Here is a 21,212-nt window from a genome sequence, read left to right on the forward strand (position 1 = left end):
CTTTTTTTATCGAGGCTTCTGACATAGCAGGATTGAGTTGTTGGTATTTGCTAATATGTCGATAGGTTTAAATGTGTAAAAAACTTAGGATTCCGGTCTTGAGTCTTGACAGTAGTTGGTAACGGTGCTATTTATTTCAGTGTTTACATCGGGTAATGTGTATTCTGTAATTTCTGCAATCGACAACGAAGTAAAAGGAGAACGACTATGAAACTGAGAATGCTGCTAGTAGTCTTCATTGTTGCTGTACTTGCCACTCCGGCAATGGCTGCCGGCCCGTACATGGGTGGCTCGCTTGGAGTCGCTATTTTTCACGACAGCGACCTTAGTGCAGGTGGTAACACTGCAAATGCTGAGTACGACCCTGGCTTTACTTTTAACATCAATGGCGGATACAACTTTGACCCCGTGCGCTTAGAGGCAGAATTCGGGTACAAGAATGCGGATCTTGACAAGATCACTGTAGGTGGATCGACTTTCAGTGGTAGTGGCAGTGACGTGACGGTTCTAAGCTACATGTTAAACGGCTACTACGACTTCAAAATTTCGAGTCCGTTTACGCCTTATGTTGGCGCAGGACTCGGTATTTTGCACGGAGAGTTAGATGATGCCGGCGTCAAATCCGATGACACCACTTTCGGGTATCAGTTCATGGTCGGTGCTGGGTATAAAATCAATAAGCACATAACCTTGGATCTCTCCTATCGCTTCCAGGGGGCAGCCTCTGACTTCAGCGAGAATGGTTTGAGCATCTCCTACCACAGCAGCAACATCCTCGCCGGGGTGCGCTACAACTTCTAGTACGTCACGCCCTAGCGACGAAACAAAAAGGCGCTTGCTGTCCATCACGTGATGAGACAACAAGCGCCTTTGTTATGGTTGTGCTGGTATTTCGGGGAAAACGGTCCCGATGGGTCCCCTCTCCCCTTGCGGGAGAGGGGCAGGGTTAGGGGGACGGCGCCACTGCATCGTTGATGGCAGCATCACCCACCCCCCGGCCCCCTCCCGTCAAGGGAGGGGGAGAGGTGGTTCCGAAATATCCGCTGTGCCTCTTTTATTGTGATCACCGGGCCTCGTGGCGGCCGGTTCCCTGGATCAGATCAGGCCGTGGGCGACCATCGCGTTGGCGACCTTGATGAAGCCGCAGATGTTGGCGCCGAGCACGTAGTTGCCGGGGGAGCCGTACTCCTCTGCCGTTTCGTAGCAGTTCCGGTGGATGTTGATCATGATCTGCTCCAGCTTCTTCTCGGTGTAATCGAAGTCCCAGGAGTCGCGGCCGGCGTTTTGCTGCATCTCCAAGGCCGAGGTGGCGACGCCGCCGGCGTTGGCTGCCTTGCCCGGACCGTAGGCGATGTTCGCGGTCTGGAAGACCTTGATCCCATCGGGAGTGGTCGGCATGTTGGCGCCTTCCCCTACCGCGATGCAGCCGTTTTCCACCAGTTTCTTGGCATCCTTGCCGTTGATCTCGTTCTGGGTGGCGGAGGGCATGGCCACCTGGCAGGGGATTTCCCAGATGTTGCCGTTGGGGATGTAGCGCGCGTGCTTGTGGGCGGTGGCGTAGTCCTGGATGCGCCGGCGCTCGACTTCCTTGAGCCGCTTGATGAGTGCCAGATCGAGCCCCTTCTCGTCGTAGATCACGCCGTTTGAGTCGGAGCAGGCGACGCACTTCCCTCCCAACTGGTGGATCTTCTCGATGGTGTAGATGGCGACGTTACCCGAACCGGAGACCAGGCAGGTTTTGCCGTCGAAGCTCTCCTTGCGGGCCTTGAGCATCTCGTTCACGAAGTAGGTCGCCCCGTAGCCGGTCGCCTCGGTGCGCACCAGCGACCCGCCCCAGGTGAGCCCTTTGCCGGTCAGGACCCCGGGCTCGTAACGGTTGGTGATGCGCTTGTACTGGCCGAACATGTAGCCGATCTCGCGCCCACCCACGCCGATGTCGCCGGCCGGAACGTCCGTGTGCTCGCCCAGGTGGCGGTGCAACTCGGTCATGAAGCTCTGGCAAAAGCGCATCACCTCGTCGTCCGATTTCCCCTTGGGGTCGAAGTCGGAGCCACCCTTGCCGCCGCCGATCGGCATGCCGGTAAGAGAGTTCTTGAAGATCTGCTCGAACCCGAGGAACTTGATGATCCCCAGGTACACCGAGGGGTGGAAGCGCAGCCCCCCCTTGTAAGGTCCCAGCGAGCTGTTGAACTCGACGCGGAAGCCGCGGTTGATATGCACCTCACCCTTGTCGTCCTGCCAGGGTACCCGGAAGATGATCTGGCGCTCGGGCTCGCAAATCCTCTGAATGATCTTGCGGTCGGCGAATTCCGGGTGCTTCACGAGCACCGGCCCGAGGCATTCGAGAACTTCCTGCACGGCCTGGTGAAACTCCGTCTCCCCGGGGTTGCGCTTCAGTACCTCCTGGTAGATCCCCTCGATCTTCTCGTCCATCTGCGGCATCATTGCTCTCCTTTGAACAAAAAATTGTAGTGGTAGTTGCCCACAACTTCGGCAGCCGCCAGCATTGAGCCTAAAAATTGCGCACAAAGCGCACCATTTTGACTAAAAATAAGGCAATGCTGCGTAAAAACTTGGCAAGTGCCTTAGTTGTGGGCAAGTTGGATCGAGGTGCGCCGAGCCAGACGAGGGGCGGGCAGTGTCGGTAGAGTAGGAGATACACATACTCTAATTCTAAGAGTTACTCACTTGGCTTGCGAGGGGCACTGCGAATCGATGGATCGTGGCCTCGCTGGCAGGGGACGCTCCTCTTTTTGCAGAAGGGGGCAGGTCGCGGAACCCGGTTCAGCAGCTTCCGGAAATCCCTGAAGAAGCAAAAGGAAAGCCCCCGGAACAGGCTAGTGTCCCAGGGGCTTTGAGAGGGGCAGGCTCGAGGCGGCGCGACGACTGCGCACAGTTCGGCCCGATTGATTGAGGCTGGTTCGGCTATCCGAGGGTGAGCGCCACGGCGTGCAGCAAAAGGCCGATCGCGCCGCCTACCAGGGTGCCGTTCATCCTGATGAACTGGAGATCCGTGCCGATACTCAGCTCGATCTCGTTGATGAAGTCTTCGTCCTTCCAGTCCTTCACGGTGCCGGAGATGTGCTTGGCGATGCCGCCGCGCAGGTTCTCCGCGTAGTTTCTGACGATGGTCTCCAGGTGCTCGTTGATCGATTCCCCCAGGTCCCGGTTTGCCGAGAGGGTCTTCCCCAGCGCGACGGCCGCATCGGAAAGCTTCCTCAGCACCGTGGAATGGGGGCGGTCCAGATCCTCCACGAGCCAGTTTTTCAGGTCCGCGAGGACGTTTTTCACGTACTCGCCCAAGGGGGCGTTGCCGGCCGTCTCCAGCTTCAGGGCCTCCACCTTGGAACGGAAGAGCGGGTCGTACTTGAGCTTCACGGTGAACTCATCCACCGCCTTGTCGAACTCGCGCCTGAGCTCATGGGTCGGATCGGCGTCGACCGCCTGCACGAACTCGTTCAGGCGCTTGACGATCTTCTCGCCGGCCCCCTTCGAGAACCCGGCGGGGATGAACATGCTGAGCATCGGGTACTCGGCGCCGGCCCAGGTGTCGATGGCGGCAGCGAGCTTCTCCTGGGATTCGGGAGTGGAGATCCAGGCGGCGAAGCGGTGCATAAACTCGTCCAGCACGACCTGGTGCCGGCTCTCTTTCCTGAGCGAGTCGATGAGTACCGCGGCCGAGCCCGCCAGGTCGAACTTCTCGATCCGGCTGTCCAGCGCTTCCTTCAGGACCTTCTGAACCCGCTCGTCCTCCACGAAGTCGAGCGATTCGGAGATGACGCGGGAGAGGCCGCGGGCCAGGCTGTCGGCGTTGTGGCGCTCGACGAGGTAGCCGCAGAGGTGCGCGGCCGGGTTCCACGCCCTAAGTTTCGCCACCAGCACCTCGGTCGCCAGGAACTTGTCCTGGATGAACTTCGCCAGGTTCTCGGCGATGGTCTCTTTCTTGTTGGCGATGATCGCCGTGTGCGGGATGGGGACCCCCAGCGGGTGCCGGAACAGGGCGACCACGGCGAACCAGTCGGCCAGAGCGCCGACCATGGCTGCCTCGGCGAAGGCGGCCACCCAGGCCCAGGCGCCGCTGCCGTGCTGGCTGCGCGCGATGACGAAAAGAATGCTGGCGGCTACCAGCAGTGCGCCGGCAACCATTTTGTTCCTCTTCAGTGCTGCTTTCCGTGCTTCCATCTCCACTCCTTACTGTCAGATCAATCGTGCCGTGCTGTGGCAGGACGCCAAGGCAGAGCAACTCATCTTTTTAACAGGTTGTCGCTCACATGGCAATACCGCTGTGAGATTCCTTTCTTTAGACAGGATCGGGTTTTGCCTTGGGTGCGGGCTATCCTGTGTGGTAATCTCTCAGACTCACTGCGATCGACATCGGGGAGGGGACCCATGTTTTACAAAAAAGACCACAACGGCTACCGCAGCGCCGTCGCGGGGGTGGCGCTGAAGACCCTGGTGCACGGCGCGAACACCCTGCTCACCGAGTTCAAGCTCGAGGCGGGACACCTCTTGCCGATGCACGCGCACGATCAGGAGCAGACCGGCTACCTGGTTTCCGGCACGATCCTGCTCACCATCGGTGCCGAGACCTTCCGCGTCGAGGCCGGCGACAGCTGGTGCATCCCCGGCAACGTGCCGCACGGCGCGGAGATCCTCGAGGACGCCGTAGCCATAGAAGTCTTCGCCCCAGTCCGTGAAGACTACCTGCCGCAGGGCTGATCGCGGGAAGCCAGCCGCAGTACTCCATCCTTATTCATTGCGATGGCTGTATCTGCTGTGTTATGACTGGAAGTAATGTCAGAAAGATTGGATCCGGGGGTATCCCGGACGAGGAGATTAACACTACATGCAGGAGCGTTTGCAGAAGATACTCTCACAGGCGGGGGTGGCCTCGCGCCGTGAGTCGGAGACCATCATCCAGCAGGGGAGGGTGGCGGTCAATGGCGTGGTGGTGACGGAGCTCGGCACCAAGGCCGATCCGGACCAGGACAGCATCACCGTGGACGGCAAGGAGCTCGTCATCAGCGAGAAGCGGGTCTACATCCTGCTCTACAAGCCGGTGGGCTACATGACCACGATGAAGGACCCCGAGGGGCGCCCGATCGTCACCGACCTTTTGAATGGCGTGAAGGAGCGGGTCTACCCGATCGGCCGCCTGGACTACAACACCGAGGGGCTTTTGCTGCTCACCAACGACGGTGCGCTGGCAAACCTTCTGATGCACCCAAGCCACGAGGTCGACAAGGGGTACCTGGTCCGGGTGAGCGGCAAGGTCTCCGAAAGCCAGATGGACAAGCTGGCCAAGGGGGTCATGCTGGAGGACGGCATGACCGCGCCCGCCAAGGTGCTCCCGGTGAGCGAGAGCGAGAACAACTCCTGGATCTCCATCACCATCCACGAGGGGCGCTACCGCCAGGTGCGCCGGATGTGCGAGGCGGTGGGGCTGAGCGTGGTGCGCCTTAAGCGCTCGCGCTACGATTTCCTGGAGATCGGCGAGTTGAAGCCCGGGGAGTTCCGCTTTCTGAGTCCGGAAGAGGTGGTGCGCCTGAAGAGGAAGACTGGACATGTTAGCGGCCGTGCCCCCCGCAAGACCGGGGTCGTTGCCAGGAGAGGAACGGCACCGCGCCGCTGAGGTTTGATGGGCTGCTGTGGTCCCAAGGGGGCGAAGGGGAGCAGCGGGAAAAAGTTCCAGCACTGGAAAAGCCGCCTGCTGCTCAGGCGGCTTCGCTGTCGATAGCCCTGCGGGTGGTCGCTACGCATTGGCGGCTCGCTTGGCCTTGGGAGTCCGCGGCGTCTTGGGCGCCTTCTTTTCGCCGCCCCCCTTGGCGGCAAGCTTGGCGGCACGCACCGCCCGCGCCTTGGCCAGGTTGTCCGCGAGCCCTTTTTCCTGGGCCATGCGGCGCCTGGCCTCCGAGAAGTTCTTCGCGGTGAGGGCCTGGCTGCTGGGGATGCCGAACTGCTTGCGGTACTCCCCCGGCTTCATGCCGTGCACCTGGGCCAGGTGGCGCGCCAGGGTCTTCATGCCGCACTTGCCGCAGATCATGCAGCAGACCTGGTCCGGCTGAAAGGCCTTTTTTACCGACATGGCCGGAGATTTCGCCTCGGGCCGCTCGGTCCCTTCCCCGATTTCCCCTTCCAGCTTCTGCAGAGCGATGTGGACTTTCTGCAGCTCCAGAAGCAGATCCTCCCCGGACATCTCGGACACCGAGGCGTGTGACGAGACGATGTTGGCGGTCAGTTCCAGAAGCGATGATGCCATATGCCTGTCCTCCATTTGAAATTTTTAAGGTGAAAAATCTAATTGCCACTATTAAACTACATACACCTGCAAAATCAAGCAATAAAGTTTTCTGTAAACGAAAAAAGTTGACTGGCCAGAGTCACTTCTGCTAATTTTCATGGCTCATTTTCCCGCATGTGAGGGGTCCACCGACAAGAGGGTTGATCGAATTATGGGACGCATAGAGATAGACGAAATCAGATGCAAGGGGTGCGGAATCTGCACCGTGGCCTGCCCGAAGCAGCTGGTAAAGCTGTGCGATAAGGCCAACATTCAAGGGTACACTCCTGCCGAGGCAGTCAATCAGGAGCTTTGCACAGGGTGCGCGCTGTGCGCGGAAATCTGCCCTGATGTCGCCATCAAAGTTTTCAGATAGTACCCGCCACAGGTGCTGTGCAAGACTCGTCCAAACCTGGTGAGCCATCGCCACATCTTCTGAGCGTAACCTGCAAAGAGCACAGCCCGGTTCCGCAGGGAACGGGCATTTTTGGGAGGAGCACGTGTCCAAGCGCCTTTTCGTGAAAGGCAACGAAGCCGCCGCCATGGGTGCCATCGAGGCCGGGTGCCGCTACTATTTCGGCTACCCGATCACGCCGCAGAGCGACATCCCCGAGTACCTGTCCCGCGAACTCCCCAAGCTTAACGGCGAGTTCATCCAAGCCGAGAGCGAGGTCGCGGCCATCAACATGCTCCTGGGGGCCTCGGCCTGCGGTGTGCGTGCCATGACCTCCTCGTCGAGCCCCGGCATCTCGCTTAAGCAGGAGGGGATCTCCTACATGGCCGGCGCCGAGCTTCCCGGCGTGATCATCAACATCTCCCGCTCCGGCCCGGGGTTGGGCGGCATCGACGCCTCCCAGTCGGACTACTTCCAGTCGGTTAAAGGTGGCGGCCACGGCGGCTACCGGATCGCGGTCCTCGCGCCCAACTCGGTGCAGGAGATGTACGACCTCACCATGCACGCCTTCGACCTGGCGGACCAGTACCGCACGCCGGTCATGGTGTTGGGTGACTCGGTGATCGGGCAGATGAAAGAGGCCCTGGTCCCCAACCCGCGTCCCAACCGCGAGCTCCCCGCCAAGGGATGGGCGGTGCGCGGCAAGAGTGGCGGCGAGCAGCGCATCGTCAAGTCGCTCTTTTTGGGCGACGGCGAGCTGGAGGCCCACAACTGGCGCCTGCACGCGAAGTATAAGCAGATGATGGACGTGGAGTGCCTGAGCGAGGAGTTCGAGACCGCCGACGCGAAGCTCCTGGTCACGGCCTACGGCTCGGTGGCCCGCATCGCCCACACCGCGGTCGCCATGGCCCGCGAGGAAGGGCTCAAGGTCGGCCTGTTCCGTCCCATCACCCTTTGCCCCTTCCCGGAAAAGGCGCTCAAGGCCGCAGGCGAGCGCGCCGGTCGCATCCTCGACATCGAGCTCAACACCGGCCAGATGGTGGAGGACGTCCGCCTGGCGGTCGGCTCCAACGTCGAGGTCTCCTTCTACGGCAGGCCGCCGGGGGCGGGATCGCTGCCGTCGCCCGAGGAACTCTTGGATCAGATCAGGAAACACTACGCCTAGGCTTTCGACCCAGAGAGGGGTTACCACTATGCAACAGGTATTTGCGAGACCGGAAAGTCTCAAGGACGTGCAGACCCACTTCTGCCCCGGCTGCCAGCACGGCACCGTGCACCGTCTCGTGGCAGAGGCTTTGGATCAGTTCGGGGTGCAGCAGAAGACCATCGGCGTCGCCTCCGTCGGCTGCTCCGTCTTTCTCTATGGCTATTTCGATATCGACGTCGTCGAGGCCCCCCACGGCCGGGCCCCCGCCGTCGCCACCGGCGTGAAGCGTGCCCGCCCCGACAGCTTCGTCTTCACCTACCAGGGCGACGGCGACCTGGCGGCCATCGGCACCGCCGAGATCATCCACGCGGCGAACCGCGGCGAGGACATCACCGTCATCTTCGTGAACAACACCACCTACGGCATGACCGGCGGCCAGATGGCGCCGACCACCCTGGTGGGGCAGAAGACCTCCACCTCGCCCTACGGCCGCAACAAGGCAAAAGACGGCGCGCCGATCAGGATGGCCGAGGTGCTCGCGCAGCTGGGCGGGGTCGCCTACTCGGCCCGCGTGGCGGTCGACTCGCCCAAGCACGTGCTGGAGGCGAAGAAGGTGATCAAGCGCGCCTTCCAGTTCCAGGCCGAAGGGAAAGGGTTCTCCTTTGTGGAAGTCCTCTCCTCCTGCCCGACCAACTGGGGGATGAACCCGCTTGCCGCCAACAAGAGGATCGGGGATGAGATGATCCCCTACTTCCCGTTGGGCGTCTTCAAGAACGAAGAACAGTAATTAAGTACAACCTCAACCTGTTTCTCTGGGGGAGTTTCCATGCGACACGATGTACTCATAGCCGGATTTGGCGGGCAGGGCGTGCTCTTGGCCGGCAACGTCCTCTCCTATGCCGCCCTGGACGAAGGGAAAAACGTTAGCTACTTTCCCGCCTACGGCGTAGAGAAGCGTGGGGGCACCGCGAACTGCACCGTCGTCATCGCCGACGGCGCGGTGGGTTCTCCGGTAGTAGGCTCCCCTTCGGTGCTGGTGGCCTTGAACCAGGGCTCCTTGGACCGCTTGGGAGCCAAGATCCGCCCCGGCGGCATCTGCATCCTCAATTCCTCGCTGGTCGATGCCGCCACCTTGGGGCGCAGCGACGTGAAGGTGGTGAGCGTCCCGATGAACGAGATCGCCACCGACCTGGGTGACCCGAGGATGGTGAACATGGTGGCCCTGGGCGCGTACGCCGAGCTCACCGGTGCCGTTTCCCTCGAGGCGCTGGCCGAAGCACTCAAGGCAGCGCTCCCCGAGCGCAACCACCGCTTCATCCCGGCCAACGCCAAGGCGATGGAGACCGGTGCACAGTGCGCCCGCGTCGAGTAGCCGGTAAATTAATGAGCATCGCTCCGAAAAACGCTTGACAGGACCGGAAGGATTCTGGTATTTAGTTTGTCTCGCAACGAAGGGGTGTCGCCAAGCGGTAAGGCAACGGACTCTGACTCCGTCATTCCGAGGTTCGAATCCTCGCACCCCTGCCAACAGCAGTCCCGGCCTTTGGCCGTTACAGATTGGTCCCATCGTCTAGTGGTTAGGACACCGGCCTTTCACGTCGGTAACAGGGGTTCAAGTCCCCTTGGGATCACCATAAAAAAGGCAGTGACCGTGAGGTCGCTGCCTTTTTCTTTTCCCGCTCCGCCTCCGTAGCAGAAGCTCCCCCTATCTATATATACGCCCCACCGCCAGGGGCTGGCTCCCACCTCCAAAATTCCATGCGCCCAAGTTTCACGTTACACCACAGCAGGTGCCCTCACGTTCCCCACTTTGAAAAAGGGTGGACAGGGGGGATTTGCCTTTAGAACGACCCGCCGTAGCTGATCAGGATAGCATCCTGTCGTAGTCTTTGTGGGTGCCGATCCAGAACCAGAGGACACCATCGGCGGTTGCTACTCCTAAGGCGCGATATCTTAATCCGACACGGGCTGACCAGAAGCGGCCTATCTGTTTGAAATGTAGAGATGGGTGGCGAGGATTGCGCTTTAGAAGAGCGAAGTTACCGTCGGCAAGCGCCTGAACCTTAGATGGCAGGTTGGTGTAGCAATCCCAGAAACCGGGAGAAGTATGGTGGGTTAAAGCGGTTTGCATTTACCCGCAGCGAATTGAGCAAGCGCTTCATCTGCGAGATGGTCAAGTTTCCCCGCGGCAACGTCGGTTTTCAACGCTCGATCCCAACGTTCTGCCTCGTACTGTGCAAACCACTGGCTGAACTGGCGCAGTTCCTTATCAGGAAGGGAGGCGACCTCAGCCTCTAGCTTTTTTAGCGATAGCATAGTAATGCTCCAAAATAAGATACTTATCGAGTTTCGAACCGAGGAAAGATTACCACATACCTTTACCCATCGTCAAATTGGAGCCCGGACTCGCCCGTATCCTGCCACGAATCCTCGTCCCGTAACGCCCCTTCAGCCAGCACAAGGTCAACTACTGACCGCCCTGCTCAAATCCTGAAACTTAAATAAAGTTAACAATGTGCGTCATAGCGCAGAAAAAACCTGTGCAAGCCCGGAGCAGCAGGCGGCAAGGCTGAGGTCTCGAAAGCAGAGGGCGTACCTGCTGAAAACCCTAATGGCATCAGTCCCCTGCAAAATTCTGGCACACCACCTAGAAGGGTTGGCATCATTGTTGGATTAAGGTTTATCAACAAGCGATGAAACACCAACCCACAGGAGGTAAGTCATGGAAGAGCTCAAGTTCAACTCAACAGGACCCGACGCATCGTATCTCGCCAACATCAACATTTTCTTCGCCACCCTGTTCACCCTTGCCATCTTTAAAGATAGGTGGCACGAGGACAAGCTCGGGTCACAGAGCTTCCTGCAAAAGGCCCTGGACTGGTTCAAGCAGATGTTCCAGGGCGGCCTGACCGGCAACAGAGTCCAGATTGCCGCTCGCAGGGAAGCCCGGAAGGGGCTGAACGTGATGATCCAGAAGATCCTCTACTACATCGCGATCTTTGCCGACGAAGGCGACATCCAGGTGCTGATCAGCTCCGGCGTAGTAACCAAGAAGTCCCGGAAGGCCCGCAGAAGCACGAAGGCTGTACCGGCAACCTAATCTAGCAGCCGCAACGTCCCGTCACAGATCCCCTTGTACTTAGAAGGGCACCCTGTCGCAAGCCCCCGTCGGTTTCAGACCATTTAACAGGCCTGAAACTGCCGGGGGCTTTCTTCTTTGCTCCCGCCTCCTCCAAAATCCTGCCTTAGACAAAATTCTCCAAAAAAGATCTTCACTCCATCAAGAGGTCCAGCGATGGGGTGTCCTCGCCGTAGTTTTAATACAAGCGCGTTATATGCAAAACAGCAGCGTTTATTCTAATGTAAGGGCCATTATAAATAACTGAAGCCCTTTTTAGCTTAAAAAACCGAATCACTTCCGGCTCGAGCGGCGTGGATGGCTCAGAACACGCGACCACTAATTATACTTTCCCTGCATTTCACTCATCGCTCGACGATTTGTCTGAAAAAAGCGAAGAAAAAGCTTTGTAACGCGCATTTTAAGTATCAGCGGCCTTGCTTTTCGAGATAGGGCAGGGCCAATTCTCGTACTCGCCAAAACCGACTTTCATGAACTGCATGATTTATTTAAATGCGGGGGCACTGAGCTTAAGTACGGCGTGATTTAATTATACGCGAGGTCATTTAATTACGAACGGTCAGCTTAAGGTTGTGCTTGGGAATTCTGGCAGAAACAGCCGGAGGTCGAGCGAGCGCGCGAGAATTTTAGCTTATATGGCGCCGTGTCTGCTGTTCTCGCGCACTCACCAGCAAAGATGGCCCTAGCTGCAAGCTATTCTGCTTCCGTTCAGGGTAACAATGGTCCTGAAGTTGTTAACGGGGCGCAGTTCTCGCTGAATAGAGCTATTGAGAGCTATATTTAATAAATTTCTACTATCTCAGGAGCGAATGTGATATAGCAAGGCGAAGAGGTGGGGGAAGGCGATATCTTGAAACAGATCGCCAGGCGAAAGAGAGTTTCCAATAGCTTGATCCGAGCAGATCGGGCCGCCGTTGTGTGAGATCAAGCAAGAAGGAAGGTAGATGCTACTGAAGAGAAAAGACACCTTTACCAGAGACTTCAAGCAAAGGCATCCACTGCGGTTCCATATGAGCGCCATCCTTGTTGCCACCGGACTCTCGGGAGTCTTGGCCTCAAAGCTCTTTCTTTTCCTCCACATTGATAGCCTCGTCCTCAGATATCCCCTGGCCGTTCTCATTGCCTACCTCATTTTCTTCCTCTGCGTAAAACTATGGCTCTGGCACGTCACACCAAGAAGAGTCGCAGATTCGAGATGGACTGACTGGGTTGACGTTCCCACCTCATCACCGGGCGGTGGAGAGTTCCCGTGGTTGCATGGCGGGGGAGGGGATTTCTCTGGGGCAGGGGCTTCTGCGTCATTCGACGTGGACGCGAGTATTGTTTCGGAAACTCCTTTAACAACTGTTTCCGAAAGTTCGTCTGGAATAGTTGACGGAGTGGGAGAGGTCGTCGGTGAAGCAGCGGGAGCACTCGGAGAGGAAGCCGGGGTAGTCGGTATCGTGGTTCTTGCCGCCCTTGCCGCGGTAGTTGCCACGGTTTTGGGAAGTGCGGTCTACATGATAGCAGAGGCCCCCATCATTCTCTCCGAAGCAGCCTTTGAAGGCATTCTAGCCGCATCGCTTGTGAGCAAGGTCAGAATCATCGACGACGAGGATTGGATCGGCAGCATCGTCAAGACGACCTGGAAGCCATTCATGGCAACCTTTGCAGTGGCACTAATCGCTGCGTTCATTTTGCACATGTATTTTCCGGAGGCGACAAAGCTTTCGGAGGTTTTGTGAAAGAATCAGGTAGAGGCCCCTGCAGGTAAGATCAAGAATTACAGTATTACAGGGGCGTCCCCCTGTCAGCTCCCCTTGCGGAAAATGTGTATTCGTTGATGGGCAAAATAAGAAAAATGAAAAAGCAGCCCAAATAGGATGGAAGACCATCCCTTCATTCTCTACTTTCGGGACAGGCCGCAGGGGCAGAACCATCCAGAAACAGCTACTTTGGTGTCGACGAATAAACCTCCCTGATTCTGGCTGCCACACCGGGCGCGTGGGAAAATTGGGACCTAATTGAGAATTTGAGTACGGCGCAGAAAAGACGGCAATAATAACAAATCAACTACGCAGTTTATGGTTTTTATAATATCGGTGTCTTAGATGCTTCGGCAGGGGCGCAGGAACACGTTACGAGTTCTCAAACGGGGGGTAATTTTGTGAATAAGCTTAAGCTAAAGTTGGAAAACTGCTATGGTATTAAGACCCTTACCCATGAATTTGATTTCAGCAATACCAAGGGCTATTCGATATATGCCCCGAACGGCTTTATGAAAACTTCCTTTTCCAAGGCCTTTATAGACCTAAGTAAAGGCAAAGATTCGTCCGATATCATTTTCCCAGAAAGGAAGACGATAAGACTCATTCAAGATGAGAACGACGCCGACATTCAGGCTGAAAATGTCTTCGTCATTGAACCTTATTCTCAGGAATTCAGTTCTGATAAGACATCGCTTCTTCTTGTAAATCAGACCATTAAAAAGAAATACGATGACGAGCTAAAAAAAATTGACGATAAAAAACAAGCCTTTTTGAAGACGCTCAAGCAATTATCAGGGCTTACCGGGCGAACTGTGACCCCTGAGACTGAAATCTTGAAATGCCTTGGCGGGGCAACATTATTCGAAGCATTGGAAAAGGTAGTCTTAGAGGTAGAAGCGTTTTCAAAACACCAATTTTCAAAGGTTGTGTATTCCGAGGTGTTTAACGAAAAAACTATCCCGTTTTTAGAATCTGGCCAGATAAGGACACAGTTGAAAGAGTATATCGAAAAGTACAACGAGCTTGTTGAAAACTCACCAGTATTGTGCAAAAGCTTTAACCATTACCACGCTAAAAATGTTCACAAAAATCTGACAGAAAATGGATTTTTTTCAGCAAACCATTCAATTAATCTTTTCGACGGAACTAAAAAGAATGAGATAATATCAGCTGAGCAACTTGACGAAAAGCTCGAAACCGAAAAGAAAAAAATTCTTTCTGATGAGACCTTGGTTAAAAAATTTGACGCAATTGATAAAAAGCTCACAACAGTGGATTTGCGGAAATTCAGGGATTATCTATTTGACAACAGAGACATCCTGCCTGAACTTGAAAACCTCAAACAATTCCAGAAAGAACTTTGGCTTGCCTATTTCTGGACCCAAAAAGCGGAATTTAACGAGGTGCTGCACGCGTACCAGAGCGGAAAGATTATTATCGAGGAAGCAATAGAGGCGGCAAAAAGTGAACGAACCGACTGGGAGGAGGTCGTGGAAATCTTCAACAAAAGATTTTCGGTTCCCTTCACCATGAGGGTCACCAACCAAGAAGACGTGATATTGAAAGGATCCAGTCCCCAAGTTTCCTTCACGTTCACCGACCCAGAGAAATCAGCGGCGGTCGATATCCATGCTCTGTTGAAAGTGCTAAGTCAGGGGGAGAAGAAGGCTTTATACATCATAAACATTTTATTTGAGCTTAATGCTCGTGTAAAGCAATCTATTGACACCATACTAATTATCGACGATATAGCAGATTCGTTCGATTATAAAAATAAATATGCAATTGTAGAATATTTAAGAGAGGTATCAAAGTATTCTAATTTTTTTCCAATTTTTTTGACGCACAACTTCGATTTTCATCGAACAGTAAGTGGAAGACTGCACCTTGATAGAGAATACAGACTGTTTGCTGTTAAGAACGGCAGGGATTTAAATCTTGCTCAAGAGAAGTATCAAAAAAATCCATTTGAACATTGGAAAAAAAATTTAAAGCACGAAAAGTTTGTGGTGGCTTCTATTCCATTTGTTAGAAATCTTGCAGAATATTGCGGTATGGATGCTGAATTTTTGAAGCTGACCTCCCTTCTTCATTTGAAAGCGGATACCGGCACCATTAAAATTAAAGATTTGGAAAGCATTTTCATGCTGATTTTGAAAGACGTGAAAGGAATTCCGTTGTGCGATGCTGACAAAGTTGTGGTCGATTTGATACATGAGACAGCAGAGGCGATTCTTGGTGAAGAAAATTCCAAGGCAGAGTTGGAAAGCAAAGTTATCCTTTCCATCGCCATTCGCCTGCTTGCCGAAGAGTTTATGGTGAAGGAGATAAATGACCAGCCATTTGTTGATGGCATAACCAAAGACCAGACTAGGATGCTCCTCGACCGCTACTCAAAGGATTTTCCTGCTAAGGCTGACGCCCTAAAGTTGTTGAACCAGGTCAACCTAATGACCCCCGAAAACATTCACCTGAACTCGTTCATGTACGAGCCTATCCTCGACATGGCCCCGGAGCATTTAAAAGCTTTATACTGCGATGTAAAACAGTTAAGTGCCTAGAGGCATCACGGGGGACGCCCCCTGTAATCCTGTAATTGTCTAAGTCACTGATGGGGACGTCCATGCGATAATGCGTTTCTGGCGAGATCTGTAAAGAATCGCATGATCGAATGGACGTCCCCCAAGCCTGTCCCAGTTTAGCAACATCCCCCTGGCGCGTATGAGTTCCAATTGCCAGAAAGCTAGATAAGTCAGCGAGTAATGGGGTAAAAACAAAATAAAAGCGAGAAGCCACCATGGCCGAAAATGAGACACCAGACCAAGAGCCAGAATTCGCAAGTGATACTCTCCATCTCACACCTTCTAAAGGTCGACGGGCTTTCGTTAACGTAAGGCGAGAGTTGTCGGATGAAGAATTATCCTCTCCAGCCTTACAACGAGTTTTGATCGACGACATTGAAAGACTTGAAAAGGAAAAGTTTGAATTGACAGAGTATATGGAAAAGTACCATGAGGCCGATAAAAAGGCTGCGGTTCTTGAGGAAAAGGTAAAAAAGTCGTTGTCACAGGACCTGATTTTCGGTGTTTCTCTTACGCTTGGTGCTGCGGCACTTGGCTATGCTCCCGCGGTATGGTCCGCTCAACCTACCGGTTGGATAACGATCTGTTTCGGCTTAATCCTTATTGGGGGCGGTATCGCCTCAAGGGTGGTGAAGCAATGAAAGTAGAGATAAAGTCTATTGCCGATAAAGGTGTCAAAGAAAAAGAACGTATAATTTTTAAGGTGGTATCTGACACCGACATAGGTGATCATGTCCTAATCCAGACTGGATATTCTAATGGTGAAGTAACTGTCGCCACATTTCATACTTACTGGTTTCCATATAAAGCTGTTGCCGCAGGGGACCTTGTAGTTTTGTATTCAAAGAGTGGGAAAGAAAGTGAGAAAACTATCGCTCAAAATAAAAGAACTCATTTTTTCTATTGGGGGCTTGAGGTACCAATCTGGAATAGAAATGATAGAGCACCAGTACTTTTGCATGCTCCAGAGTGGGTGAGCAAGGGGCCAGACGAACTCTAACCGGGGGGGAGACAAGGGGACGGCACTTCAGATTATAAGTTTTAATCTTCGGCGCGCGGAAGAAACTTATATACTTGAGTGCGTCCCTCTGAGCTCCCCCTTATGCCGCCATCCTCGGGGAGATTCAGGGGACACCCTTATAATCCTGCAATTGTTTTCGGAATAGCTGAGCCAGCTGGTGTTTGACCTCCCGGCAGGCTTATAGAAAGAATTACAGGTATTACAGGGGCGTTCCACTGTGTGACCTGGGACAACGAATGAAGAATCTTTGAATTTTTGGGACGTCCCCCTGATGCCCTGATGCCCTGATGCCCCTGCGATTTGTAATTGTTCAGGAACGACTCAATGTGTCTGACACCCCTCGCTGGTTTCTTATGAAGAATTACAGTGTAACAGGGGGCGTCCCTTGTGTGCTCCGGGCTAAACGATGTTTGGCAGCATGATGCGTAGAGAATACATTAAAAGTGAGGTGAATAAGTAAATGACAAAGGTTATCACTAAAAAGGCGGCTAGTGCAGCAGGCAGAGTGTTAAGTAATCCGAAGGCAAGCAAGACTGCCAAGTCGACAGCCGGCAGTGTTCTGTCGCGAACCGTGAAACCCTCTGCCAAATCAGGAACCGTATCAAAGACCGTGGCAAGGTCGGCTGTAAACTCCGTGGCAAAATCTCGAGGCAAAAAATAATGGCAGTGAAAGGGTACAACGACAACGTCTTTATAAATTGCCCATTTGATCAGAATTTTTTACCGATTTTTCACGCCAAAATTTTTGCCATATTTGATTGTGGTTTCACGGCAAGATGTGCTTTAGAAGAAGATGATGGTGGAGATGTTCGGATTGAAAAAATAGTAAGGATAATTAATAAGTGTCGATACGGCATACATGATATTAGCAGGACAGAACTATGTGCTGAAACTAAATTGCCTCGATTTAATATGCCTCTCGAACTTGGTATCTTTCTCGGGGCCAGAAAATATGGCAATCCGGAACAACGAAAAAAGAGTTGCCTCATCACAGATGTTGAAAGGTACCGATTCCAAATTTTTATTTCAGATATCGCTGGACAGGATATAAGAGCGCATGAAGGTAATCCTCACAATGCAATTCGAGTTGTGAGAGATTGGCTTCGAAGCGCATCGAAAAGAACATCAATACCCGGCGGTGCTGCTATCATCGAGAGATATGAAAAGTTTAAAGAAGAACTCCCGCTCATTTGCCTAAACGCTAGAATTAGGGAGGAAGAACTTACGTTCAATGACTATGCAACTTTGGTATCAGAATGGCTTCGAACAGTGTAAAGAACGGTTGAGTAAGCTTCAGGGGAATGGTAGGGAGACGCCCCAAGAATCCAAGAATAGTGGAGGCAATGGGACCACGAGAAGGAGAATCCTTGAATTTTGGGGACGTCCCGCTGTGTCCTTTTACAGCTTCTGCACAAAACCGAAAGGAATATATAAAATGAATGTACAGGTTAGCCAACTCGTCGGAAAATTAGAAGAAATGTTCTCAAACCACCTTGACATAAGCGATCTGCAAAAACACAAAGGCGAGCAACTTAGTGATAAGATTCAATCACGTTGCATAGCAGCCTACGGAGTTCATTGGATGTCTGGTTGCTCTTATGAAATGGCAGCCAGATCTGTGACAGATTGCGATAAAGACAATGGTATCGATGCTCTTTTCTATGACGATCAGCGGAAACGTCTTGTTATTGTTCAGTCTAAGCTTATTAAAAATGGCAATTCTGAACCATCTGCCTCCGAGGTCCGCGATTTCCGGTCAGGAATTTACGACCTGATAGAGGGACGATTCGCAAAGTTTGACAAGCGTATTTCAGATAGGAGCCAAGATCTAGCAAAGATCAGGGAGTTTGGGACAAAGTTTGACATAATTCTCGCTTACACTTCAAAAGATGAGTTGGCACACCCAGCAACAGACGCGATCGCGGAAATGATGGCAGACCTAAACGGAGACGATGAAGACGATGACCCATGTTTCACATTTCACCTTCTCTCCAGAAAAAGAATGACTGAATCTCTGACGCGTTCGATTGGACAACGGAACATCGATATCGAGTTTCTACTTCGCGACTATGGCCTTATTGATGATCCGTATCGCGCATACTACGGCAAGATTGAAGGTGCAAAACTTGCTGAATGGTGGAACACCTTCGGTGATGGGTTGTTTCGTGACAATATTAGAAACTCTCTAGGGCAGACTCCGGTTAATACCCTAATCACCAAGACTATTACAGAAAAACCGGAGCTCTTTTGGTATTTCAACAACGGAATCACCGTCATCTGTGATGAAATCAAAAAGAGTGCAGAGAATGGGAAAAAGCGAGACTTTGGCTTCTTCAAGGCGGTAAATGCGAGCATCGTTAACGGTGCTCAAACCTACAGCACCATAGGCAAGTCGGTGAAAAAAGGCGCAAACGTTGAGTCCTTATCAGTTGCGTTTAGGGTGATTCAAACGGGCAAGAGCAGCGACCTCCTCAAGGATGAGATTACACGGCACAACAATACCCAGAACAGTATCCTTCCGAGAGACTTTGTGGCCCAAGACAAAAATCAGATAAATCTTCAGCAGCAAGTCTCGCTATCAGGCTACAACTACCTACTAAAACGTGATGAAGTAGTAGTTGCTGGCCAGAAAGATATTACCCTCGAGAAGGCAATCGAATCTCTTGTCATGGTCTCGAATCGCCCCAACTTGGCGGCACTCTTCAGAAAGGAAATTGGCCGACTTCAGAACCCTGATGCGCCCCAATACAAGAGTCTGTTCAACGAATCTACGAATGCGATTTTACTTATTAATGCCTACGAGCTAAATCTAAAGCTGTCAATAGCTATTAAAGATATTTTGAGCCGTTTCAAGGCAGCAGGTAAAACCTTACTTAAAATGGACAATATATGCGATTCGGGCAGTTTGTTAATAAAGCAGATTTATTATAAGAATCTTCCAACAGCTCCTCGAGCTTTGATGGCCGCTTCATTGCAACAGCAATCGGTCGATATCTTGCGCTTAGAACAGGAAATTGAGGCTGTGATCTCAGCAGTAAACCAGAAATATACAAACAACTATATTGTAACGTTATTCCAAAATGCAGAAAAGTGCACTGCTATTGTAGGGCTTGTGACCCCGTAACCGAGTGACTCCGTAGGACACCTCCGGGGGGACGTCCCAAGAGAGGCAGGGGGACGTCCCAAGAATCCAAGAATAGTGGGGGCAATGGGACCACGAGAAGGAGAATTTTTGAATTTTTGGGACGTCCCCCTGTTTTCCTGGCAGCTGCAATAGTGACTCCGTAGAGTGACTCCGTAGGGTCACCCATTAAAAGGCTGTCCGTCAAGGGCAAAAAGCTACCCTAAGCAAGAATCGGTTTTTTCCTGCTCTGCTTGTCGGTGACCGCCGTCTGTACCATTGCCGTTATTTCTTTCGTTTCGATGTCAGCCTTTGCTGCATCCAGTCACCCATCAGGTTCAAGGCCGTTTAGGAAGTTGTCGAAGTGGCCCCTTCCGCGTTGCGCGGACCAGAAAACCTTCGGTTCCAGGGAGGGCATGGGGGACGTCCATGCGATAATGCGTTTCTGGCGAGATCTGTAAAGAATCGCATGATCGAATGGACGTCCCCCAAGCCCGTCCTAAGGAGCAGCAATCCCAATAGGTCTTACCTGACCGAGTGGAGGCTCTCTGAGCGGTTCTGTATGCTCGAAGAAAAAAGGCCCCCGGCATCGCCGGGGGCCTTTTGCATTGCGACTTAGGTCGCCCTCCGGTAAGGAGAGCAGCGACCTTCTACCTGTTCACGTTTTTACGCACCAACCGAACTGCGGGCCATTAGCCTCTGTCGATGTAAAGCCATTACTTCCCCAAATTCTTGGTAAAGAACGAGGTGAGCTTGGCCCAGGGAATTACGTCCACACGGTCGTAGAGATCGACGTGACCGACCCCGGCAACCCAGTACAGCTCCTTGGGTTCTGCGGCCAGTTTGTAGGCGTCCTGGCTGAATTCTTTGGAGTGGGACTGGTCGCCGGTGATGAAGAGCAGTGGACGCGGCGCAATGGTTTCGATGTCGTTGAAGGGATAGAAGTTCACAAACCGGACTTCGCTCGTCAGCATGCGGTTTTGAGTCAGTTCTAACGTGCGCCCTTTGGGAATGGCGATGCCGCGTGGGGTGCGATAGAACTCCCAGAATTCACGGGTGATGGGGTCGGCATCCGGTCTGAGCTTGACTGGCAAATAGTTTAAGAAGATGCCTTTGCCCGTGGTGAATTCGGTGTAGCGCTGTTCCGCCGCTTTGGCGAGCATAGCCTTGCGCTGCTCAACCGTACCGGAATGATTGAGGCCGTTACGGGCCACCCCGCCCATGTCGTACATGGCGACGGTGGCAATTGCCTTCAGCCGCGGGTCCATCTTGGCGGCATTGATGGCAAAGCTGCCGCTGCCGCAGATGCCCACCACGCCGATCCGCTCACGATCGATGAAGTCCCGCGTACCAAGGTAATCGACTGCGGCACTGAAGGCTTCGGTATAGACTTCCGGCGCCACCAGGTTGCGAGGCAGTCCTTCGCTCTCACCCCAGAACGGCAGGTCGATGGCCAAGGTCACGAATCCCTGTTCAGCCAGCTTCTGCGCATAGAGCATGGAGCTTTGTTCTTTGACCGCGCCCATGGGGTGGCCGACGATGATTGCTGCAGATTTGAAAGTCCGGTCCAGCCCTTTCGGGAGAACGAGGTTGCCTGCCACCTGCATGTCGAACTGATTCTTGAAGCTCACTTTCTGGACGGCGACCTTGTCGCTCTTGTAGAAGTTATCGGCGCCGTTGGGTATGCCCGCGGCAGAAGCTACGCCGGCCATGTAAATTAAGACCCCCATGAGCACGGTAGTAAACATCTGGCGGCTACTGGTAAATGGTATTTTCCTCA

Annotated in this window: 19 protein-coding genes and 2 tRNA genes; 16 read left to right on the plus strand and 5 right to left on the minus strand. The window is 53.4% G+C overall.

Annotated elements, in window-relative coordinates:
- The first annotated feature begins 207 nt into the window (after nucleotides 1-207).
- Nucleotides 208-801, plus strand: coding sequence for an outer membrane protein (locus GMST_RS15645; RefSeq protein ID WP_183355624.1), 594 nt, complete (start codon nucleotides 208-210; stop codon nucleotides 799-801).
- A gap of 294 nt (nucleotides 802-1,095) precedes the next feature.
- Here GMST_RS15645 and gdhA read toward each other — a convergent pair whose 3' ends face one another.
- Entirely contained in the window at nucleotides 1,096-2,445 is a 1,350-nt protein-coding gene (gdhA, locus tag GMST_RS15650) for an NADP-specific glutamate dehydrogenase (RefSeq protein ID WP_183355625.1), read from the minus strand.
- A gap of 480 nt (nucleotides 2,446-2,925) precedes the next feature.
- Entirely contained in the window at nucleotides 2,926-4,182 is a 1,257-nt protein-coding gene (locus tag GMST_RS15655; protein WP_183355626.1) for a DUF445 domain-containing protein, read from the minus strand.
- 207 nt (nucleotides 4,183-4,389) lie between these two features.
- Between GMST_RS15655 and GMST_RS15660 the strand changes: the two genes are divergently transcribed.
- Together GMST_RS15660 and GMST_RS15665 are read left to right on the plus strand one after the other, a co-directional pair.
- Nucleotides 4,390-4,719, plus strand: coding sequence for a cupin domain-containing protein (locus GMST_RS15660; protein ID WP_183355627.1), 330 nt, complete (start codon nucleotides 4,390-4,392; stop codon nucleotides 4,717-4,719).
- A 127-nt stretch (nucleotides 4,720-4,846) separates the two neighbouring features.
- On the plus strand, nucleotides 4,847-5,632 hold the full coding sequence (locus tag GMST_RS15665; protein ID WP_183355628.1) for a pseudouridine synthase: 786 nt from the start codon (nucleotides 4,847-4,849) through the stop codon (nucleotides 5,630-5,632).
- 120 nt (nucleotides 5,633-5,752) lie between these two features.
- On the opposite strand, the gene GMST_RS15670 is transcribed toward GMST_RS15665, so the two are convergent.
- Entirely contained in the window at nucleotides 5,753-6,259 is a 507-nt protein-coding gene (locus tag GMST_RS15670; RefSeq protein ID WP_183355629.1) for a Ros/MucR family transcriptional regulator, read from the minus strand.
- A gap of 193 nt (nucleotides 6,260-6,452) precedes the next feature.
- Here GMST_RS15670 and GMST_RS15675 point away from each other — a divergent pair, with 193 nt between their 5' ends.
- The 6 genes from GMST_RS15675 to GMST_RS15700 all read left to right on the plus strand — a co-directional run bounded on the left by GMST_RS15675 (nucleotide 6,453) and on the right by GMST_RS15700 (nucleotide 9,455).
- Entirely contained in the window at nucleotides 6,453-6,656 is a 204-nt protein-coding gene (locus GMST_RS15675) for a ferredoxin family protein (RefSeq protein ID WP_183355630.1), read from the plus strand.
- Between the two features lie 124 nt (nucleotides 6,657-6,780).
- Nucleotides 6,781-7,839, plus strand: coding sequence for a 3-methyl-2-oxobutanoate dehydrogenase subunit VorB (locus tag GMST_RS15680; RefSeq protein WP_183355631.1), 1,059 nt, complete (start codon nucleotides 6,781-6,783; stop codon nucleotides 7,837-7,839).
- A gap of 28 nt (nucleotides 7,840-7,867) precedes the next feature.
- A complete protein-coding gene (locus tag GMST_RS15685; RefSeq protein WP_183355632.1) occupies nucleotides 7,868-8,608 on the plus strand; it encodes a thiamine pyrophosphate-dependent enzyme in 741 nt (246 codons plus the stop codon).
- A gap of 39 nt (nucleotides 8,609-8,647) precedes the next feature.
- Nucleotides 8,648-9,193 carry a 2-oxoacid:ferredoxin oxidoreductase subunit gamma family protein gene (locus tag GMST_RS15690; RefSeq protein WP_183355633.1) on the plus strand — a complete coding sequence of 182 codons (546 nt, stop codon included), beginning with the start codon at nucleotides 8,648-8,650 and terminating at the stop codon, nucleotides 9,191-9,193.
- 80 nt (nucleotides 9,194-9,273) lie between these two features.
- A tRNA-Gln gene (locus GMST_RS15695) sits at nucleotides 9,274-9,348 on the plus strand.
- Nucleotides 9,349-9,380: 32 nt separating this feature from the next.
- Nucleotides 9,381-9,455, plus strand: a tRNA-Glu gene (locus GMST_RS15700).
- 481 nt (nucleotides 9,456-9,936) lie between these two features.
- Here the strand turns inward: GMST_RS15700 and GMST_RS15705 are convergent.
- Nucleotides 9,937-10,137, minus strand: a complete 201-nt coding sequence (locus GMST_RS15705; RefSeq protein WP_183355634.1) for a hypothetical protein — start codon at nucleotides 10,135-10,137, stop codon at nucleotides 9,937-9,939.
- A gap of 406 nt (nucleotides 10,138-10,543) precedes the next feature.
- On the opposite strand from GMST_RS15705, the gene GMST_RS15710 reads away from it, so the two are divergent.
- The 7 genes from GMST_RS15710 to GMST_RS15740 all read left to right on the plus strand — a co-directional run bounded on the left by GMST_RS15710 (nucleotide 10,544) and on the right by GMST_RS15740 (nucleotide 19,435).
- Nucleotides 10,544-10,921 carry a hypothetical protein gene (locus tag GMST_RS15710; RefSeq protein ID WP_183355635.1) on the plus strand — a complete coding sequence of 126 codons (378 nt, stop codon included), beginning with the start codon at nucleotides 10,544-10,546 and terminating at the stop codon, nucleotides 10,919-10,921.
- Between the two features lie 983 nt (nucleotides 10,922-11,904).
- Entirely contained in the window at nucleotides 11,905-12,684 is a 780-nt protein-coding gene (locus tag GMST_RS15715) for a hypothetical protein (RefSeq protein WP_183355636.1), read from the plus strand.
- 422 nt (nucleotides 12,685-13,106) lie between these two features.
- Nucleotides 13,107-15,269, plus strand: a complete 2,163-nt coding sequence (locus GMST_RS15720) for a hypothetical protein (RefSeq protein ID WP_183355637.1) — start codon at nucleotides 13,107-13,109, stop codon at nucleotides 15,267-15,269.
- A 236-nt stretch (nucleotides 15,270-15,505) separates the two neighbouring features.
- Nucleotides 15,506-15,931: a hypothetical protein gene (locus tag GMST_RS15725; protein ID WP_183355638.1), complete on the plus strand. Its 426-nt coding sequence runs from the start codon at nucleotides 15,506-15,508 to the stop codon at nucleotides 15,929-15,931.
- Nucleotides 15,928-16,290: a hypothetical protein gene (locus tag GMST_RS15730; protein WP_183355639.1), complete on the plus strand. Its 363-nt coding sequence runs from the start codon at nucleotides 15,928-15,930 to the stop codon at nucleotides 16,288-16,290. Before GMST_RS15725 ends, GMST_RS15730 begins: the two co-directional genes overlap by 4 nt.
- Before the next feature lie 681 nt (nucleotides 16,291-16,971).
- Nucleotides 16,972-17,586 carry a hypothetical protein gene (locus GMST_RS15735; RefSeq protein WP_183355640.1) on the plus strand — a complete coding sequence of 205 codons (615 nt, stop codon included), beginning with the start codon at nucleotides 16,972-16,974 and terminating at the stop codon, nucleotides 17,584-17,586.
- A 160-nt stretch (nucleotides 17,587-17,746) separates the two neighbouring features.
- Nucleotides 17,747-19,435 (plus strand): AIPR family protein, encoded by a 1,689-nt coding sequence (locus GMST_RS15740; protein WP_183355641.1) that lies wholly within the window; start codon nucleotides 17,747-17,749, stop codon nucleotides 19,433-19,435.
- A 713-nt stretch (nucleotides 19,436-20,148) separates the two neighbouring features.
- Here the strand turns inward: GMST_RS15740 and GMST_RS15745 are convergent.
- On the minus strand, nucleotides 20,149-21,180 hold the full coding sequence (locus GMST_RS15745) for an alpha/beta hydrolase (protein WP_246399738.1): 1,032 nt from the start codon (nucleotides 21,178-21,180) through the stop codon (nucleotides 20,149-20,151).
- Nucleotides 21,181-21,212 lie beyond the last annotated feature (32 nt).

The organism is Geomonas silvestris (assembly GCF_014193515.1).
Lineage (GTDB): Bacteria > Desulfobacterota > Desulfuromonadia > Geobacterales > Geobacteraceae > Geomonas > Geomonas silvestris.

Excerpts from the sequence above, each read along its gene's own strand:
- GMST_RS15645 (WP_183355624.1), top strand. The coding sequence starts at position 208 with ATGAAACTGAGAATGCTGCTAGTAGTCTTCATTGTTGCTGTACTTGCC.
- gdhA (WP_183355625.1), bottom strand. The coding sequence starts at position 2,445 with ATGATGCCGCAGATGGACGAGAAGATCGAGGGGATCTACCAGGAGGTA.
- GMST_RS15655 (WP_183355626.1), bottom strand. The coding sequence starts at position 4,182 with ATGGAAGCACGGAAAGCAGCACTGAAGAGGAACAAAATGGTTGCCGGC.
- GMST_RS15660 (WP_183355627.1), top strand. The coding sequence starts at position 4,390 with ATGTTTTACAAAAAAGACCACAACGGCTACCGCAGCGCCGTCGCGGGG.
- GMST_RS15665 (WP_183355628.1), top strand. The coding sequence starts at position 4,847 with ATGCAGGAGCGTTTGCAGAAGATACTCTCACAGGCGGGGGTGGCCTCG.
- GMST_RS15670 (WP_183355629.1), bottom strand. The coding sequence starts at position 6,259 with ATGGCATCATCGCTTCTGGAACTGACCGCCAACATCGTCTCGTCACAC.
- GMST_RS15675 (WP_183355630.1), top strand. The coding sequence starts at position 6,453 with ATGGGACGCATAGAGATAGACGAAATCAGATGCAAGGGGTGCGGAATC.
- GMST_RS15685 (WP_183355632.1), top strand. The coding sequence starts at position 7,868 with ATGCAACAGGTATTTGCGAGACCGGAAAGTCTCAAGGACGTGCAGACC.
- GMST_RS15690 (WP_183355633.1), top strand. The coding sequence starts at position 8,648 with ATGCGACACGATGTACTCATAGCCGGATTTGGCGGGCAGGGCGTGCTC.
- GMST_RS15705 (WP_183355634.1), bottom strand. The coding sequence starts at position 10,137 with ATGCTATCGCTAAAAAAGCTAGAGGCTGAGGTCGCCTCCCTTCCTGAT.
- GMST_RS15710 (WP_183355635.1), top strand. The coding sequence starts at position 10,544 with ATGGAAGAGCTCAAGTTCAACTCAACAGGACCCGACGCATCGTATCTC.
- GMST_RS15715 (WP_183355636.1), top strand. The coding sequence starts at position 11,905 with ATGCTACTGAAGAGAAAAGACACCTTTACCAGAGACTTCAAGCAAAGG.
- GMST_RS15725 (WP_183355638.1), top strand. The coding sequence starts at position 15,506 with ATGGCCGAAAATGAGACACCAGACCAAGAGCCAGAATTCGCAAGTGAT.
- GMST_RS15730 (WP_183355639.1), top strand. The coding sequence starts at position 15,928 with ATGAAAGTAGAGATAAAGTCTATTGCCGATAAAGGTGTCAAAGAAAAA.
- GMST_RS15735 (WP_183355640.1), top strand. The coding sequence starts at position 16,972 with ATGGCAGTGAAAGGGTACAACGACAACGTCTTTATAAATTGCCCATTT.
- GMST_RS15740 (WP_183355641.1), top strand. The coding sequence starts at position 17,747 with ATGAATGTACAGGTTAGCCAACTCGTCGGAAAATTAGAAGAAATGTTC.
- GMST_RS15745 (WP_246399738.1), bottom strand. The coding sequence starts at position 21,180 with ATGTTTACTACCGTGCTCATGGGGGTCTTAATTTACATGGCCGGCGTA.